We start from the raw sequence: 15,529 nt of genomic DNA on the forward strand, positions 1-15,529 counted from the left end.
AGGCGCCGTGTCCGAGCCGCTCGGCCATGAGCCGGAAGAGACGCGTGACCGCGAGTTCGCGCCCGTGCTGCGGGAGGACGAGGAGGCCCTCAGCCGGGAGGAGGCCGCCGAGCAGGGCCGCAAGGTGACCGGTACCGGGGTCGCGACGTCGGTGCCCGCCGAACGGGACCCGCAAGAGAGCGCCGACCGCGACGCCACGGAGACCCGCTCGGAGCTGGAGGCGCCGGAGGTGAACGAGGAGTCCGAGCACCTCACCGACGCCCATGAGCGGCGCGGCGGCGACCGGAGCTGATCGGACGCGGGCGTCCGCCGGTTCTATACCGGCCTGCCGCAGACCCGCCGCACTCGTTCCGGCGCCTTCAACCGCCTGTCGCCCGGTCGTCGCGGGCAGTGCGCCGGTCCGCCCGGTGCCCGTAGTGCCGACCGGAACCGCCGTCCCGCAGCAGCCAGAGGGTGTCGCGGCCGAAGGACCACACCAGCAACCCCAGAGCCGCAGCCACGGCCGCCGTGGCGACGGGAACGGGCAGCAGGGTCGACGCCGCGGCGGTCAGCGCGATCCCCTGCAGCGCGGCCACGAACCTGCGCGCGTCGGACGGGGGCAGCGGCGCGCGCAGCCGCGGAACGAAACGCCCCGCCGCAGCGAACACGTAGCGCATCGCCCCGATCGCCACCGCCCACCAGCCCAGCGCTGCGCCCACGTGCAGGCTGAGGACCAGGATGAGCAGCGCGTCGGCCTCCATGTCGAGCCGCGCGCCCAATTCCGAAGCCGTGCCGGTGCGACGCGCCACCGCGCCGTCCACCGCATCCAGCACCAAGGCGAGTACCGCCAAGACCACCAGGATGCCGCTGGACACCGGCTCGCCGGCGGTCAGCCCCTCGGCCACCAGCGCAGCAACGGAGGCGATCAGCGCCGCGCGCGCCAGCGTCACCGCGTCAGCCGGCCGCACCGGGCTCTGCCCCCGGCGCCCCCGCGCAGCGGTGTAGGCCGTCCAGGTGCCCGCGACGCAGACCGCACCGGTCGTCCACCCCGCCGCGCCCAGTCCGGCGGCCGGAGTAAGGGCGGCGAGCAGGGCCAGCGCTCCCAGCGCGGCGGGCGTCTGTGCGTCCCGCAGCGCGGCGCGTGCCGCGGCGGCCGCAGGGGGCCGACTCACCGTGGTGCTCCCGCGGCAGCGCGAAGGGCGCACCGCACCGAGGCCGTCCCGGTCCCCGCCGCCTCCGGTATCCCCCGCAGTCCCCATCAGCGCAGCTCCCGCTTCATCGCCGGGCCCCGCGCCGCCACCGGAGCGGGGCACCGCGCACCGGGTATCGTACCCCGCGTCGCCGACGCCACAGGAGAGGCAACGTGCCCCGTTCCGCATCCGCCTTCTGGATCCGTGAGCCGGGCGCCGGCGAGATCCGGCCGGCCGAGCCGGCGGCACCCGGGCCCGACGACGTGCTGGTGCGCACCCGCTACTCCGCGGTCAGCCGCGGCACCGAGGCCCTGGTCTTCCGCGGCGGTGTGCCCGAGAGCCAGTCCGAGGTCATGCGGGCCCCCTTCCAGGAGGGCCGGTTCCCGGGGCCGGTGAAGTACGGCTACCTCAACGTCGGACGCGTCGAGGAGGGCCCGCGGCACCTGCTCGGGCGGACGGTGTTCTGCCTCTACCCGCACCAGACGCACTACACGGTGCCGGCCCGCGCTGTCGTCCCGGTGCCCGACACCGTCCCCGCGGAGCGGGCGGTGCTCGCGGGAACGCTGGAGACCGCCGTGAACGCCGTCTGGGACGCCGAGCCGCTGATCGGCGACCGGATCGCGGTGGTGGGCGGCGGCATGGTCGGCTGCGCGGTGGCCGGGGTGCTGGCCGGACTGCCCGGTGCGCGAGTGCAGCTGGTCGACACCGCCGCCGAACGCGCGGAGACCGCGGCCGCGCTCGGCGCCGGGTTCGCCCCGCCAGAGGAGGCCGCGGCCGACTGCGACGTCGTGGTGCACGCGAGCGCGACGGAGGCCGGATTGGCGCGGTCGCTGGAACTGGCGGCGCCGGAGGGCACGGTGGTCGAGCTGAGCTGGTACGGCGACCACCGCGTCAGCCTGCCGCTGGGCGAGCACTTCCACTCCCGGCGGTTGAGCGTGCGGGCGAGCCAGGTGGGGACGGTCTCCCCCGCGACGCGCGGCCGGCGGGGACACGCCGAGCGGATGGAGCTGGCGCTGCGCCTGCTCGCCGACGCCCGCTTCGACGCCCTCATCACCGGCGAAAGCGCCTTCGCGGACCTGCCGGAGGTGCTACCGCGGCTGGCCTCCGGCGACCTTCCGGCCTTGTGCCGCCGCATCACCTACCCCGCGGACTAGGCCGTGTTCAAGAACGCCGGTCTGCTGTGCGGCCTTGTTGGTCTGTCGGGTGGACGGGTGATCGTAGGGAAAAGCGGCGCCGAGGACGGCGGAAGGCCGGGCCCGCGCCCAACGGGCCGGGTGCTCGCCGGTGGCGCGCGCGACGAAGGGTCGTGCGGGCACCCGCACCCCGCCCGGCCGTGCGGCCCCCTGCCGGGGCGGTCCCGGTCAAAACACGGCGGCACCCAGCCGGCCCACCGGCGCCGGTATCTCCGGTATGCCGGTCCATCCGGCGATGATCGCGAACTAATGGCCGCGGAATACGCTTTCCTGCGACCATAAGTTCACGATAGACGGGCCAAGCCGCGCCGAGGGCCGCACAGTGCCTTAAACACGGCTTAGCCGGGTACTTCGTCGAGCGTCCGGCCGCGGGCGGTGGCGCGCCCCCGGGCGCTCCGGTGGCGCCCGGCCGCGCGCGGTCGTCTATCGGGCGCCGCCGGCGACCGGCCACTGCCCCACTACCGGAGATCCCCGCTGACCACCCACAGGTGTCCGAAGGGGTCCTGCACCCTGCCCTGCCGCTTGCCGTACGGGCGGTTCTCGACGGGAATCACGAGCCGGGCGCCCAGCCGTACCATGCGATCCGCGGTCGCATCCGGGTCGGGCACGACGGCCGTCATGAGGACGGGGGTGCCGCCCAGCGACGCGGGATCGTGCCATCCCCACTCCGCGACGCTCTGCGCCAATGCGAACACGGCCGATCCCAGCGTGAGTTCGGCGTGGTTCACGACGTCGTCGTCATCGGCCGCCCGGAAGGTCAGCGCGGCCCCCAGCGCCTCGGTGTAGAAGTCGATCGCCGCGTCGGCGTCCGACACGAGCAGCTTCGGGTAAAACTCAATGTCCATGACTCGATGATCACGGGGCAGGGGGCCGTCGGCCTTGTAGATTTCGGCCCTCTTCCGCGAGCCATCCGGTCGGCGTCGTCTGCATGAGGTCGGTGAAGTCGTGCACGAGGTGGCTCTGGTCGTGATAGGCGCAGTCGGCCGCGACCCGGGCCCACGAGTCGGCCCCTTCGCGGACCCGATCGGCGGCGGCCGCCAGGCGCGCGACACGCGACGCCAGCTTCGGAGTGATCCCCAGGGAACTGCGCATGGTGTGCCGCAGGCGGCGCGGGCTCAGGTGGGCGCGCCGGGCCACTTCCTCGACCGGAACCTGCCCGCCACCGGCCCCGATGATCCGCAGCGCTTCGAGAGCGTCCTCGGGCCCGTCGGCCGGGCCCGAGCATTGCAGGCGCTCCAGGAGGCGGACCCGCATCAGCGGCTCCCGGACGCCCGCGGGGGTGCCGGCCAGCTCCTCGCTCAACCGAGTGACCCACGGCAGCAGCGCGTCGGCACTGACACCGCCCGCGTCCACCTCGCGGGGCGGCACCCCGGTGAGGCGCTGCAAGGCCGAGAGAGACATGTCGACGTACACAACCGGCTGTTGCGAACGCAGAATGAGTGTCGGAGTCGCCACCGCGGGCCGCATCAGCCCCGCAACCACGGCTTGCTCGTGTCGGGCCCGCCCGTCGTATCGGAGTTCGAGGGGCGTACCCAGGCTGACGACCAGTCGCGCGGACAATGCCGGGAGGGCCCTGTGCACGCGTGGCCGGCCGACGTGCTCGCTGGCGGCGACGACACCGATGCCTTCCGCACGACATGCCCGGCGCAGATCCACAACCTCATTGTCGCAGCGCGACGGGCCCGGCCTCGACGACCTGGGAGCTCGAACATGTTCAGCGTCACCGTCCGCGACCACATCATGGTCGCCCACAGCTTCCGCGGCGCGGTCTTCGGACCGGCGCAGCGCCTGCACGGTGCCACCTTCACCGTGGACGCCGCCTTCTACCGCGCCGAACTCGACGCCGACAACATCGTGGTCGACATCGCCCTGGCAACCCGCGAACTCGGCGACGTGCTCGGCGGGCTGAACCACCGCAACCTCGACGCCGAGCCCGCCTTCGCCGGCGCGAACACCACCACCGAGTTCCTGGCCGGGTTCGTCGCCGACCGGCTCGCCGACCGAGTCGCCGCCGGCGGGCTCGGCGAGGGCGCCCGCGGGCTGGAACGCCTTGCGGTCACCCTGCACGAGTCGCACGTCGCATGGGCGACCTACGAGCGGGCGCTGTGAGCGCCGTCCCCGTCGGCGGCCCCGAGCCGCCCGCGGTCCACGTCGTCCTGCCGGGCGGGATCGACGAAGCCGGATCGCCCAGCGGCGGCAACGTCTACGACCGGCGCATGTGCCGCTCGCTCACCGAAGCGGGCCGTCCCGTTGCCGAGATCGCCGTCGCCGGGGAATGGCCCAGCCCGGGTCCCGCCGCCCGCGCCGACCTGGATGCGCAGCTGGCGCGACTGCCCTACGGGACCCTGGTGCTCGCCGACGGCCTGGTGTGCTGCGGCGTCCCCGAGATCGTCGTCCCGCACGCCCGCCGCCTCCGGCTGGCCGTGCTGGTCCACCTGCCGCTGGCCGCCGAAACGGGCCTGTCCCCGCCCGACGCCGCCGACCTCGACGCCCGTGAAGGCGCCACCCTGCGGGCGGCGGCCGCGGTCGTCGCGACCAGCCCCGGGGCGGCGCGGCGGCTCGTCGAGCGGCACGGCTTGGACCCTGCGCGCACCGGCACCGTGGAACCGGGGGTCGACCCCGCGCCGCTCGCGTCCGGCACAGACGGGGCCGCACGGCTGCTGTGCGTAGCCTCCCTGACCCCCCGCAAGGGCCACGACGTGCTCGTCGACGCGCTGGCCGGGCTCGCCGACCGCGACTGGACGTGCGTGTGCGCCGGCCCTTCGGCACGGAGTCCCGACCACGTCGCCGCAATCCGGGGTTCGATCGCGAGCCGCGGCATGGCCGACCGCGTCCAGCTGGCCGGGCCGCTCCGCGGGGCGGCGCTGGCGGCGGCCTACGCCGCGGCCGACCTGTTCGTCCTGCCGTCACGCGACGAGACCTACGGCATGGCGGTCGCCGAAGCTCTGGCGCGCGGCATCCCCGTCATGGCGAGCGACGCCGGGGCACTGCCGCAGACCGTGGGCACCCTGCCCGACGGCGCCGTACCGGGGGTGGTGGTACCCGCCGACGACGCGTCGGCGCTCGCGGCGGCACTGCGGGACTGGTTCGACGATCCCGCACTGCGCGAACGGCTGCGCGGTGCCGCCCGGCGCCGCCGCCGGGAACTGCGGCCCTGGAGTGCGGCGGCAGCACGGATGGACGCCGTGCTGCGCGACCTGGCGCGAGTGCCGCGATGAGCGGGCCGGAGGGAGAGGCGTCGTTCACGCCCGACTGGCTCGCGCTGCGGGAAGGCGCCGACGCCGCCGCGCGGTCGACGCGGTTGCTCACACCGCTGCGTGCGGCGCTGCCGCGCGGCCGGAACCCGGGCGGACCACCACTCGTCGTGCACGACCTCGGCTGCGGAACGGGATCGATGGGCCGCTGGCTCGTGCCGCGCCTGCCGGGGCCCCAGCACTGGGTGCTGCACGACCGGGACCCCGCACTGCTCGCCCGCGCCCGCGCCGGTCTGCCCGCCCGGTCGGCGGACGGCGGCCGTGTCACCGCCGAGACGCGCACGGGCGACCTCGTCCGGCTGCGCGCAGCCGATGTGAGGGGAGCAGACCTGGTCACCGCCTCCGCTCTGCTGGACCTGCTGACCGCTCCGGAGGCCGTCGGCCTCGCGCAGATGTGCGCGGCCGCCGGGTGCCCGGCACTGCTGACGTTGTCGGTGGCGGGCCGGGTGGAGCCCGCGCCCGCCCGCTCCCTCGACGGCGCGCTGGGCGCCGCCTTCGACGCCCACCAGCGGCGCCCTGTCGGCGGTCGGCGCCTACTCGGCCCGGACGCGCCCGGCACCGCCGCCGACGCCTTCCGGCGCTGTCGCGCACGCGTGCACGAGGCCCCCTCCCCGTGGAGCTTGGGGCCCGCCGACGCCGCGCTGGCAGCCGAGTGGCTGCGCGGGTGGGTCGCCGCCGCCGTCGAGCAGCGCCCCGAACTCGCCGCCGAAGCGGAGGCCTACCTGCACGAACGCCTGGCCCAATGCGCCGCGGGCCGTTTCCGCGTCCTCGTGGACCACCGCGATCTGCTCGCGGTACCGCCGAGCCGGGGACGGTAGGCCATAGTCGGGGGAGGCGGGCCGACGAGCCGCGGTGCCGTCGCGGCGAGGCGGTCGCCGACCCCGACGTCCAAGCCGAGGCGCGCCCGACCACCGAACGAAGTCCTTCGAGCGGCGCCTCCACACACCTCGGTCGCGGTGGTGGGCAGGCGTACACGGGGCGGGTAGAAGGGGGGCAGGCATACCCGCGGCCCGCTGCTGCAGAGCGGCCGGGCGATCGCCGCGGGTGCTCGTAGGGGGGGAGTGGGATGCGCGCGTTCCGGCCATGGCTGCGGGCACTGCTGGGTGCGGCGGTGCTGGTGCTGCTGGCGCGGACCCTGGGTGCCGAGGCGTTCGTGCGCGGGGTGGCGGAGATCGACGCCGCCGCGCTGCTCGCGGCTTTGGGCATCGGCATGGCCACGACCATCGCCACGGCCTGGCGCTGGGCCGTCGTGGCACGCGGGCTCGGCCTGCGGCTGGGGCTGCCGCGCGCCGTCGCCGACTACTATCGCGCGCTCCTGCTCAACGCGGTGCTGCCGGCCGGTGTCCTCGGCGACGTGCACCGGGCGTTCGCCCACCGGCGCCGGGCCGCGGCCGACGGCTGCGCCGCGGCGGGCGGCCGGGCCGTGCGCGCTGTCGTCCTGGAGCGCGCAGCCGGGCAGACGGTGCTGATATCGAGCGCGATACTCGTGCTCGCCGCCCGGCCGGAACTCGTCACCGCGACGGGGCGGTTGTTCCCCTCGCCTTCTGCAGCGGCGGCGACCGGCGCCGGAGTTGTGGTCCTCGGCGGCGCGGCGGCGCTATGGCTGCTGGGCTCACACAGTGGGCGGCGCCGGAGGGCCCGGGCGCGGGCCTGGGCGGCGGAGGCGCGCTCGGCCGTGCTCGCCCGCGGCCGGTGGGCTGCGGTCGGGGCGTTGTCGGCAGCCGGGCTGGCCGGGCACCTGGCGTTGTTCGTCGTCGCCGCGCGGGTGGCGGACGTCGAAGCGCCGACGGCGGACCTGCTTCCTCCGATGCTGGTGGCCCTACTGGCGATGAGCGTGCCGGTGGGGGTAGGCGGGTGGGGACCGCGCGAGTCGGCGGCCGCGCTGGGGTTCGCCGCCGTCGGGCTCGGCGCCGAGGCCGGGCTGGGCACCGCTGTGGTGTACGGCGTGCTGGCACTGGTGTCGAGTCTGCCTGGTGCGCTCGTGCTGTGGCCGCTGCGCCGGGCCGCCCGGCGCCCTGGGGCACCTTCGGGCGGCCGGGTCGCTGCGGCGGACCGCACCACGTCCGTCTCCGAGGAGCAGCCCGCCACGGACATGCCGCCCCCGCCACAGGGTCAGATCCGGCGGATGCGGGCCAGCCAGGCGGCCTGGTCCACGGTCGCTCCCGGCTCGACACCCACCAGCGCTGCGTCCTCCTCGCCGCGGACGACGCAGCGGTAGCGGGCGGGGCGGAGGTTCTCCAGGCGCCAGCCCGCGCCGAACGCGTCGCGAATGGCGGTGTCGCTGATGCGCGGCCCGAAACCGGGTTCGGCGTCGGATAGGGCGAGCACGTGCACCAGGCCGCCGGGGCGGGAGACCTCGTGCAAGGACGCGACGTAGGCGCTCCGGTCAGCGCCCTCGAAGATGTGGAACAGGGCGCTGTCGACGACGGTGTCGTAGCTCCGCCCGCCCTGCGCCAGGTCGAACGCGTCCGCCACCGCGAAATGCGCCTCCACACCGTGCTCGGCGGCGTTGGCGCGCGCAAGTCCGACCGCGCGCTCCGAATAGTCGATGCCCACCACGTCATAGCCCGAGCGAGCGAGGTGGATGGTGTGCTCTCCGGTGCCGCACCCGGGGTCGAGTACCGCCCCGGTGATCCAGCCGTCCCTCTCCAGGGCCGCCACCTCCGGCTGGGGTTCGCCGATAACCCAGGGAGCGGTGTTGTTCTCGTATGCGGCATCGAAGACGGATTCCGACGGTGTGGTCATCGCCTGCTCCTTCGAAAGCTCTGCGGCCCGATCGGCCGACCCGCGGGGCCGGCGCACCGTCTCACTCTCCTCCATGAAGCACGGTTGAGGTCCACCGAAATCCATCGCGCTGCGCTTCCCGCCTACACCGGCCGGGTGCCGACCGGTCCGCTTGTGTCGACACGGCGTTTCGCGGCGGGAGGCGGCGCGGCGAAAGGCGCTCCGCGCGATACGAACCTAGGTGCCGCGCTCGCCTTCGGCTTCGAGGAGGTGGGGAGCGTGGGTGCGGACGGCGGCCACGACCTCGTCGGGGTGCGGGTTGACCATGGCGGCGGGGCCGACGAAGACGGTGGGGACGGTCTCGTCGCCGCCGGTGGTGGCGCGTACGCGGGCGGCGGCTTCGGGGTCCTGCCAGATGTTCGTCTCCGTCAGCGGGATGCCGCGCCTACGCAGGCGGATGCGGAGCATGAAGCAGAACATGCAGCCCGGACGCCAGTGGAACTCGACGCCGGTGCGCTCGCGCTCGCTCATGGGGACAGGTCTCCTCACCGGTTCGGTTTCGGCGGCCGCCGACGTGTGCGGCCCGCCCGCACCGGTTCCCGTACCCCGAGGACGCGCGTCCGATCATCGAGCGGCCTGCCGGTTCCGGACACCGGGAACCCGTATCGCCGAGAGGGCGAATGCTCGTTCACGGCAGCGTGAGTATCCGGGGACCCGCGCTGGTGATGGCGACCGTGTGCTCGAAGTGGACCGCGCGGGTGCCGTCGGCGGTGTGCACCGTCCACCCGTCGCCGGAGGTGACGTGCTCGTCGTCGCCGCCCGCCGCGAGCATCGGTTCCAGCGCCAGCACGAGGCCCGGCCGCAGCCGATAGCCGCGCCCCGGGCGGCCGGCGTTGGGGACGTCCGGGGCCTCGTGCATGCTGCGGCCGATCCCGTGGCCGCCGAGGCCCTCGGGTATGCCGCAACCGGAACCGCGCACGCTTTTCTCGATGGCGTCGGAGATGTCGCCGATTCGGTTTCCTTCGACAGCGGCTGCGATACCGGATTCCAATGCCCGGCGGCCGGCATCCAGCAGGTCGAGATCGGCAGGGCGAACGTTGCCCACGGGGAAGGTCACGGCGGCGTCGCCGGTCCACCCGTCGACCTCCGCGCCGCAGTCGACGCCGACCAGGTCGCCGTCGCGCAGCCGGTAGTCCGTGGGGATGCCGTGCACCACCGCGTCGTTGACCGATGTGCAGATCACGCCGGGGAAGGGCCGCGGAGCCCAGGCGGGCTGGTAGTCCAGGAACGGTGAACCCGCGCCCGCCCCGTCCAGGACTGCACGGGCGGCGTCGTCCAGTTCACGCAGGCTGACGCCGACCGCCGCCGCACGCTGTACCGCCGCCAGCGCCTCGGCCACCACCCGGCCCGCCTTGCGCATGGCCTCCACATCTTTGTCGCTCTTGAGTTCGACCAAGATGCTCTCCTCACCTTGCAGCCAATTATAATACCGGTATTACAATAGCAGTCATGGTCAGAACACCGTTGACGCCCTGGGAGCGCAAGCGCGGAGAGCGGTTCGGCACCTTACTGCGCCGCGCGCGGGGCGAGCGCAGCATGGTGGAGGTCGCCGCGGCGGCCGGGGTCTCGGTGGAGACTCTGCGCAAGATCGAGTCCGGGAGGGCGCCGACGCCCGCCTTCTTCACAGTGGCGGCACTCGCCGCGGAGCTCGGGATCTCCCTGGACGAGCTCGCCGCGGCATCGGCCCCCGATGCGGCGGCCCCGGAGTCGGCGCTGACCGCCTAGTAGATGAGTGACTCCGATGTCTGAGCAGGTTGCCCAGACGGTCGGCTCGGTACCGCTTGGGAGCGCCTCGGGTCTGCTGTGCGGCCTTGGCACCGGGCGGGTGTCGGGCTGCCTGAACTGAAAAGCGGCGACGGCGGCGGACGGCCGGGCCCGCGCCCACCGGTGCCGGTGGGCGCCGGTGGTGCGCCCGACGACGGAACAGGTGTCGGAATGTGGGTTATGCCGGTTTCCGTTGCATCGAGCACGCAGCGATCCTCACCGAGTCTTGCTTTAGGGACACTTTCGGCGCCGAGACTGTCCCTGGAGCCAGGCTCGGCGCGCCGCCGCCCCCGGTCACCGGCGGGCACCCGGTCCGCTGGGCGCGGGCCCCCCCTGCCGCCGTCGCCGCCGCTTTTCCTCCAGGCCGCCCGCCGCCCGGCAGACCCGCAAGGCCGCCCAGCGGACCTGAGCCGCCTCCGGCGACCGAAGACATCGGACTCACTCATCTACTAGCGCCCGATGGCGCTCCCTCTCCGCTGGAGCAGGTCGCCTTGAGCACAAGTCGACATGTGGGCCATCGCTGCTGCGCGGCCGCTCCGGCGGCGCCGGGGATCACTCGGCCTCGGTTTCGGCCACGGTCACCCCCGCTCCGGCGGCGATGTCGCGTAGGGCTTGCACGTGGCGCTCGAATGCTTCGCGCCCCTCGGGGGTCAGGGAGAGATAGGTCCGGGGCCGTCGGCCGACGAAGGTCTTGCGGACCTTCACGTACCCGGCGTTCTCCAGGACGGCGATCTGTTTGGAGAGGGCGGAGTCGCTGACCTCGACCGTGTCGCGGACGAACTTGAAGTCGGCCTGGTCCGCAGCGGCCAGTGCCGCGGCGATCGAGAATCGCACCGGCGCGTGGATGGCGTCGTCGAGCTGGGAACGGGGATGCTTCATGCCCGCGGCTCCTCGGAGTGCGCACGGGCGTAGACCGCGGCGGTCAGCGGAGGCACGGCGCACAGCAGCGCCATGGCCGCCCACCACCACAGCACGTCCTTGAACGCTGTCATGCCCACGACCATGGTGATCGAATGCAACACCCCCCAGCAGGCGATCATCCCGACGTGCAGTCGGCCGTAGCGATAAGGCGCCATGGGCTGGCGGTAGGCGTAGACGGACAGCCCGAGGATCGCGGCGAGCACGAGCGGCATGCCGACCGCCACGGTGGCTGGCGCGGGTGCGAGCCCCAGCGCCAGGGGGAAGGAGAAGGCGACTCCCGCGAACCCCGACGCGTAGACGGCGTACCAGCGACCGCGGCTGCGCACCCGCGAGGTGATGTCCTGCGCGGCGACCAACGCTTCCAGCGCTTCCTCACGCTGCATGGGACCTCCAGCAGGTCGAGCGGATCGCTTTCCAGATTCGCATGCACTTTCCTGTTTTGCAAGTACTTTCCAAGGGGACAAACAAGGCAGTGGATACACTGCCGCGCAACCGGGCAGCGGCGTCGGACGGAACCCGGACCGCGCACGCAGTGCACGCAACCGCAGACCGATCACCGAGGAGACCCATGAGCGACGCGCCCACCGTCTTCATCACCGGCGCCACCGACGGCCTCGGCCGGGCGCTGGCCCACCGGCTAGCGCAGGACGGCTACCGCCTGATCCTGCACGGACGCGATCCCGAGCGGCTCGCGCGCATCGCTGACGAAGCCTCCTCCGCCGGGACCCCCGACGCCCCCGTCACGGCGACCGCCGACCTCGCCGACCTCGCCCAGGTGAGTCGGCTGGCCGAGCAGGTACGCGAGGGCACGGACCGCCTCGACGTCTTCGTCAGCAACGCCGGGATCGGCGCCGGCGAGCCCGACGGCCGCGACCGGCGCACCAGCGCCGACGGCTACGAACTGCGCTTCGCCGTCAACCACCTCGCCGGTTTCGCGCTGACGCTCGACCTGCTGCCGCTGCTGCGCGCCGGTGCACCGGCCCGCGTCGTCTACGTCGCCTCGCTGGGCATGCACCCGCTCGACTTCGACGACCTGATGCTGCAGCACGGCTACGACGGTTGGCGGGCCTACGGCCAGAGCAAGCTCGCGCAGATCATGGCGGGTCTCGAACTCGCCGAACGGCTCCCCGCCGCGGAGGTGACCGTGAACAGCCTGCACCCGGGCACCTTCATGCCGACCAAGATGGTGCTCGCCGAACGGGGCACGCACACCGACAGCTTGGAGACCGGCGTAGAAGCCACGCACCGGATGGTCGCCTCGCCCGAACTCACCGGCGTGACGGGCGCCTTCTTCGACCGGACCAGCCCGGCTCTCGCCGAAGCCCAGGCCTACGATCGCGCCGCGCGAGCACAGCTGTGGCGGCGCAGCCTGGAGCTCGTCGGACGACCCGACATCGATTGACGCGCAGGGCCGCGACCGCCTCCCGGCGGGAGCGGGCGAGGGCTGCGGGTGCTCCCCTGGCGGATTCATACCTACCAGTCGGTATTCTTCTCTGCGAATATGGCATCGGACACACCCGTGCCCCGCCCCAAGGAGGACCCCCTTGCTCAACCTGGCGATCGTGCTGGAGGACAGCGCAGAGAAGACCCCCGACCGCACGGCACTGGTCTACGGCGACATCCGCATGACCTACGCCATGGTCGACGGCCTCGCCAACCAGGTGGCCGGACTGCTCGCGGCGCGCGGCATCCGCCCCGGCGACAAGGTGGCCCTGGCCTGCCCCAACCTCCCCTACTTCCCCTTCGTCTACTTCGGCGCACTGAAGGCCGGGGCGGTGGTGGTGCCGCTGAACGTGCTCTCCGCGTCCCGCGAGATCGCCTACTACCTGGAGGACTCCGACGCCAAGGCGCTCTTCTGCTTCGAGGGCACCCCGGAACTGCCGCTGGGCGAACGCGGCAAAGCGGCCTTCGACGCGGCCCCCGGCACCGAGCACTTCATCGTCCTGCCCGCCCAACCGCTGGCCACCGAGTCCTCCATCGAGGGCGCCGAAACACTGTGGGGCGCGCTGGACGGCGTCTCCGACCGGTTCGAGTCGGTGCAGACCGCCGCCGACGACACGGCCGTCATCCTCTACACCAGCGGCACCACCGGCCACCCCAAGGGCGCCGAGCTGAGCCACCAGAACATGCTGATGAACGCGGTCGTCTCCGACGAGATGGTGCCCCGCTACGACGGCGAGGACTCCACCATGGCGGTGCTGCCGCTGTTCCACTCCTTCGGCCAGTCCTCGGTGATGAACGCCGGCCTGCGCCGGGGCGCGAAGCTGGTGCTGATGCCCCGGTTCGAGCCGGCCGAGGCGCTGTCCCTGATGCGCAGCGAGAGCGTCACCCTGTTCGCCGGCGTGCCGACCATGTACTGGGCACTGCTGGCGACGATCCGCGCCGGCGGCGCCCAGCCGCCCGAGACCCTGCGGTCGGCCGTCTCGGGCGGTTCGGCCCTGCCGCTGGAGGTGCTCCGAGAGTTCCACGAGACCTTCGGCGTGCAGATCCTGGAGGGCTACGGCCTTTCCGAGACCGCGCCCACGGCCAGCTTCAACCAGCTGCACCGCCCGACCAAGCCCGGCTCGATCGGTTTCCCCATCTGGGGCGTGCAGATGAAGCTGGTGGACCCCGACTGGAACACGATCGAGGGCGAAGGCCCCGGCGAGATCGCCATCCGCGGCCACAACGTCATGAAGGGCTACTACAACCGCCCCGAGGCCACCGCCGAGGTCATGCGTGACGGCTGGTTCCGGACCGGCGACATCGCCCGCCGCGACGAGGACGGCTACTACTTCATCGTCGACCGCGCCAAGGACCTGATCATCCGCGGCGGCTTCAACGTCTACCCGCGGGAGGTCGAGGAGGTGCTGATGACCCACAAGGCGGTGTCGCTGGCCGCCGTGGTCGGCGTCCCCCACCAGACCCACGGCGAAGAGGTCAAGGCGTTCGTCGTGGCCGAGGCGGGCACCGAGCCCACCGAGGAGGAGCTGGTCGAGTGGTGTCGCGAGCGCCTGGCCTCGTTCAAGTACCCGCGTTCGGTGGAGCTGCGCGAGACGCTGCCGATGAACGCCACCGGCAAGATCCTCAAGCGCGAACTGCGGTAGGCGCAGTCGCCGGGCACCCCTCCGGCGCCGGATCCGGCAGCATTCAACCGCCCCTGGGGCACGGTGCACGAGAACCGGTCCCGGACCACCGCGGTCCGGGACCGGCCACGAGACCGGAGTGCGGCACGCTCTCCCCTCATCAGCGGCCGGTGGCTCCGGTCCGTCCAACTCCCCGTCGTTGCGGCTCCGGCCGAGCGGGAGCGGGCGGCCGGAGCGACGTCGCAGCAAAGTTCATATTCGCGGCCGCGGATGTGTCAAGGCCCCGAAGCACCGCGGCGTACCGCCGTCGCGCATCTCTGCGCTGGAGCGGGAATCACCGCGATGGCGGAAACCGTGCGCACCGCGCGCCGACGAGCCGGGTGGCTTCGGGACGAACTTGACAATCCGCCCCGCGTTCGCGAATGCTCACGGATCACACGACGCCGCGAGGAACGGCCCGCTCCCCGCTTCCCCCATCGGAGGTCCCTGTGTACGACATGCTGTTCGTCCTGACGGGCGCAGCCATAAGCCTGGTGACCAGCGTTGTGGTGACCTGGGTCCAGTCCCGCCACGTCCGCAAGAGCGAGATCCGCGTCGCCACGCGAGAGTCGACGCGCCAGCTCACCGGCCTGTTCATCGCCGAGCGCGAGGGCGCGCTGGACGCCCAGGACGCCGAACCGACCGCCGCCCTCGCCGAGGCCGAGATGATGTCGGTCGCGATCTCCGACCGCCGCACGCGCGAGCGGATGCGGGCGGTCATCCGGCTGCTGCGCGAACTCCGGTTGCCCGAGCTGCAGGAGCTCAGCGGCGCGAAGCCGGCCGTCATGCGCCCCCTGCTGTGCGACCACGCCCTGGAGGTGCTGGGCGCCCACTTCCGCAACGAGCGGCTGCCCGCGCTGCCGCAGCACGTGCAGAAGATGCTCGACGTCGAGGACGAGGCGCTGAGCATCCACGCCGGGGGCGCTCCCCGCAACGCCGCGTCCGCGATCAAGACCTCGGCCGCGGCCGAGGCGTCGGCGCCGTCGGGTTCGGCCTCCCGCTCGTCGGGCTCCTCCTCGGGCTCGGGCTCGGGCTCGTCGTCGGGCTCGAAGCCGACGGCCAAGTCCGGCTCCGCCGCCTCCGGCTCGGGTGCCGGTTCCGCATCCGACTCCTCGTCGAGTGAGGCGCCGGCACCGCGCGGGCGCATCCGCCGCAAGCAGCAGGACACGGCGGAGGATTCGGCCAAGTCCGCGCGCCGCACCAAGGCGGGCAAGGGCGCCGGCGGCAAGGACGACGACGCCGACGACGAGGTGCACAGCGCCTTCTGGAACGACGACGCCTGAGGCGATTCCGGCCGAGACATGGGGCGGCCCCGGCGCAGGCAGGTGCACCGGGGCCGC

General features: G+C 73.3%; 18 protein-coding genes. 10 read left to right on the top strand and 8 right to left on the bottom strand.

Annotated features, from left to right (window positions below; translation table 11 throughout):
- The first annotated feature begins 7 nt into the window (after positions 1-7).
- Positions 8-292: a hypothetical protein gene (locus EKD16_RS23515; protein WP_131101487.1), complete on the top strand. Its 285-nt coding sequence runs from the start codon at positions 8-10 to the stop codon at positions 290-292.
- Positions 293-359: 67 nt separating this feature from the next.
- Here EKD16_RS23515 and EKD16_RS23520 read toward each other — a convergent pair whose 3' ends face one another.
- On the bottom strand, positions 360-1,151 hold the full coding sequence (locus EKD16_RS23520) for a CDP-alcohol phosphatidyltransferase family protein (RefSeq protein ID WP_242677141.1): 792 nt from the start codon (positions 1,149-1,151) through the stop codon (positions 360-362).
- A gap of 191 nt (positions 1,152-1,342) precedes the next feature.
- Here EKD16_RS23520 and EKD16_RS23525 point away from each other — a divergent pair, with 191 nt between their 5' ends.
- Positions 1,343-2,323: a zinc-dependent alcohol dehydrogenase gene (locus EKD16_RS23525; RefSeq protein ID WP_131101492.1), complete on the top strand. Its 981-nt coding sequence runs from the start codon at positions 1,343-1,345 to the stop codon at positions 2,321-2,323.
- 497 nt (positions 2,324-2,820) lie between these two features.
- Here the strand turns inward: EKD16_RS23525 and EKD16_RS23530 are convergent, their stop codons facing one another.
- A complete protein-coding gene (locus EKD16_RS23530; protein ID WP_131101493.1) occupies positions 2,821-3,207 on the bottom strand; it encodes a VOC family protein in 387 nt (128 codons plus the stop codon).
- A gap of 10 nt (positions 3,208-3,217) precedes the next feature.
- Positions 3,218-3,763, bottom strand: a complete 546-nt coding sequence (locus EKD16_RS23535) for a helix-turn-helix domain-containing protein (protein ID WP_207391388.1) — start codon at positions 3,761-3,763, stop codon at positions 3,218-3,220.
- A gap of 309 nt (positions 3,764-4,072) precedes the next feature.
- Here EKD16_RS23535 and EKD16_RS23540 point away from each other — a divergent pair, with 309 nt between their 5' ends.
- From EKD16_RS23540 to EKD16_RS23555, 4 genes are all read left to right on the top strand, one after another.
- Complete coding sequence (locus EKD16_RS23540; protein ID WP_131101497.1) at positions 4,073-4,471, top strand: 6-pyruvoyl trahydropterin synthase family protein; 399 nt, start codon at positions 4,073-4,075, stop codon at positions 4,469-4,471.
- On the top strand, positions 4,468-5,580 hold the full coding sequence (locus tag EKD16_RS23545) for a glycosyltransferase family 4 protein (RefSeq protein WP_242677142.1): 1,113 nt from the start codon (positions 4,468-4,470) through the stop codon (positions 5,578-5,580). The genes EKD16_RS23540 and EKD16_RS23545 overlap by 4 nt, the downstream gene beginning before the upstream one ends.
- Positions 5,577-6,434, top strand: coding sequence for a methyltransferase domain-containing protein (locus EKD16_RS23550; RefSeq protein WP_131101502.1), 858 nt, complete (start codon positions 5,577-5,579; stop codon positions 6,432-6,434). Before EKD16_RS23545 ends, EKD16_RS23550 begins: the two co-directional genes overlap by 4 nt.
- A gap of 248 nt (positions 6,435-6,682) precedes the next feature.
- Complete coding sequence (locus EKD16_RS23555; protein WP_131101504.1) at positions 6,683-7,834, top strand: lysylphosphatidylglycerol synthase transmembrane domain-containing protein; 1,152 nt, start codon at positions 6,683-6,685, stop codon at positions 7,832-7,834.
- Here EKD16_RS23555 and EKD16_RS23560 read toward each other — a convergent pair.
- From EKD16_RS23560 to map, 3 genes are all read right to left on the bottom strand, one after another.
- Positions 7,729-8,361: a class I SAM-dependent methyltransferase gene (locus EKD16_RS23560; protein WP_131101506.1), complete on the bottom strand. Its 633-nt coding sequence runs from the start codon at positions 8,359-8,361 to the stop codon at positions 7,729-7,731. The two genes, EKD16_RS23555 and EKD16_RS23560, sit on opposite strands and share 106 nt — an antisense overlap.
- Before the next feature lie 216 nt (positions 8,362-8,577).
- Positions 8,578-8,871: a glutaredoxin domain-containing protein gene (locus tag EKD16_RS23565; protein ID WP_131101508.1), complete on the bottom strand. Its 294-nt coding sequence runs from the start codon at positions 8,869-8,871 to the stop codon at positions 8,578-8,580.
- A 157-nt stretch (positions 8,872-9,028) separates the two neighbouring features.
- Positions 9,029-9,796, bottom strand: coding sequence for a type I methionyl aminopeptidase (gene map / locus EKD16_RS23570; RefSeq protein ID WP_131101510.1), 768 nt, complete (start codon positions 9,794-9,796; stop codon positions 9,029-9,031).
- Positions 9,797-9,849: 53 nt separating this feature from the next.
- Between map and EKD16_RS23575 the strand changes: the two genes are divergently transcribed.
- The gene (locus EKD16_RS23575; protein WP_131101512.1) at positions 9,850-10,125 is read left to right on the top strand and encodes a helix-turn-helix domain-containing protein; all 276 of its coding nucleotides are present in this window, start codon (positions 9,850-9,852) and stop codon (positions 10,123-10,125) included.
- A 591-nt stretch (positions 10,126-10,716) separates the two neighbouring features.
- Here EKD16_RS23575 and EKD16_RS23580 read toward each other — a convergent pair.
- Entirely contained in the window at positions 10,717-11,043 is a 327-nt protein-coding gene (locus tag EKD16_RS23580; RefSeq protein ID WP_131101513.1) for a winged helix-turn-helix domain-containing protein, read from the bottom strand.
- Complete coding sequence (locus EKD16_RS23585) at positions 11,040-11,468, bottom strand: hypothetical protein (RefSeq protein WP_131101515.1); 429 nt, start codon at positions 11,466-11,468, stop codon at positions 11,040-11,042. Before EKD16_RS23585 ends, EKD16_RS23580 begins: the two co-directional genes overlap by 4 nt.
- 185 nt (positions 11,469-11,653) lie before the next feature.
- Here EKD16_RS23585 and EKD16_RS23590 point away from each other — a divergent pair, with 185 nt between their 5' ends.
- The 3 genes from EKD16_RS23590 to EKD16_RS23600 all read left to right on the top strand — a co-directional run bounded on the left by EKD16_RS23590 (position 11,654) and on the right by EKD16_RS23600 (position 15,472).
- Entirely contained in the window at positions 11,654-12,487 is an 834-nt protein-coding gene (locus tag EKD16_RS23590) for an SDR family NAD(P)-dependent oxidoreductase (RefSeq protein WP_131101518.1), read from the top strand.
- Positions 12,488-12,629: 142 nt separating this feature from the next.
- Positions 12,630-14,171, top strand: a complete 1,542-nt coding sequence (locus EKD16_RS23595) for a long-chain-fatty-acid--CoA ligase (protein WP_131101520.1) — start codon at positions 12,630-12,632, stop codon at positions 14,169-14,171.
- Positions 14,172-14,638: 467 nt separating this feature from the next.
- The gene (locus EKD16_RS23600) at positions 14,639-15,472 is read left to right on the top strand and encodes a hypothetical protein (RefSeq protein WP_207391389.1); all 834 of its coding nucleotides are present in this window, start codon (positions 14,639-14,641) and stop codon (positions 15,470-15,472) included.
- The last annotated feature ends 57 nt before the right edge of the window (positions 15,473-15,529 follow it).

Source organism: Streptomonospora litoralis, assembly GCF_004323735.1.
GTDB lineage: Bacteria > Actinomycetota > Actinomycetes > Streptosporangiales > Streptosporangiaceae > Streptomonospora > Streptomonospora litoralis.

Coding starts and splice junctions, on each gene's coding strand:
- EKD16_RS23530 (WP_131101493.1), bottom strand. CDS start 3,207: ATGGACATTGAGTTTTACCCGAAGCTGCTCGTGTCGGACGCCGACGCG.
- EKD16_RS23580 (WP_131101513.1), bottom strand. CDS start 11,043: ATGAAGCATCCCCGTTCCCAGCTCGACGACGCCATCCACGCGCCGGTG.
- EKD16_RS23535 (WP_207391388.1), bottom strand. CDS start 3,763: ATGTCTCTCTCGGCCTTGCAGCGCCTCACCGGGGTGCCGCCCCGCGAG.
- EKD16_RS23540 (WP_131101497.1), top strand. CDS start 4,073: ATGTTCAGCGTCACCGTCCGCGACCACATCATGGTCGCCCACAGCTTC.
- EKD16_RS23555 (WP_131101504.1), top strand. CDS start 6,683: ATGCGCGCGTTCCGGCCATGGCTGCGGGCACTGCTGGGTGCGGCGGTG.
- EKD16_RS23550 (WP_131101502.1), top strand. CDS start 5,577: ATGAGCGGGCCGGAGGGAGAGGCGTCGTTCACGCCCGACTGGCTCGCG.
- EKD16_RS23565 (WP_131101508.1), bottom strand. CDS start 8,871: ATGAGCGAGCGCGAGCGCACCGGCGTCGAGTTCCACTGGCGTCCGGGC.
- EKD16_RS23585 (WP_131101515.1), bottom strand. CDS start 11,468: ATGCAGCGTGAGGAAGCGCTGGAAGCGTTGGTCGCCGCGCAGGACATC.
- EKD16_RS23575 (WP_131101512.1), top strand. CDS start 9,850: ATGGTCAGAACACCGTTGACGCCCTGGGAGCGCAAGCGCGGAGAGCGG.
- EKD16_RS23560 (WP_131101506.1), bottom strand. CDS start 8,361: ATGACCACACCGTCGGAATCCGTCTTCGATGCCGCATACGAGAACAAC.
- EKD16_RS23590 (WP_131101518.1), top strand. CDS start 11,654: ATGAGCGACGCGCCCACCGTCTTCATCACCGGCGCCACCGACGGCCTC.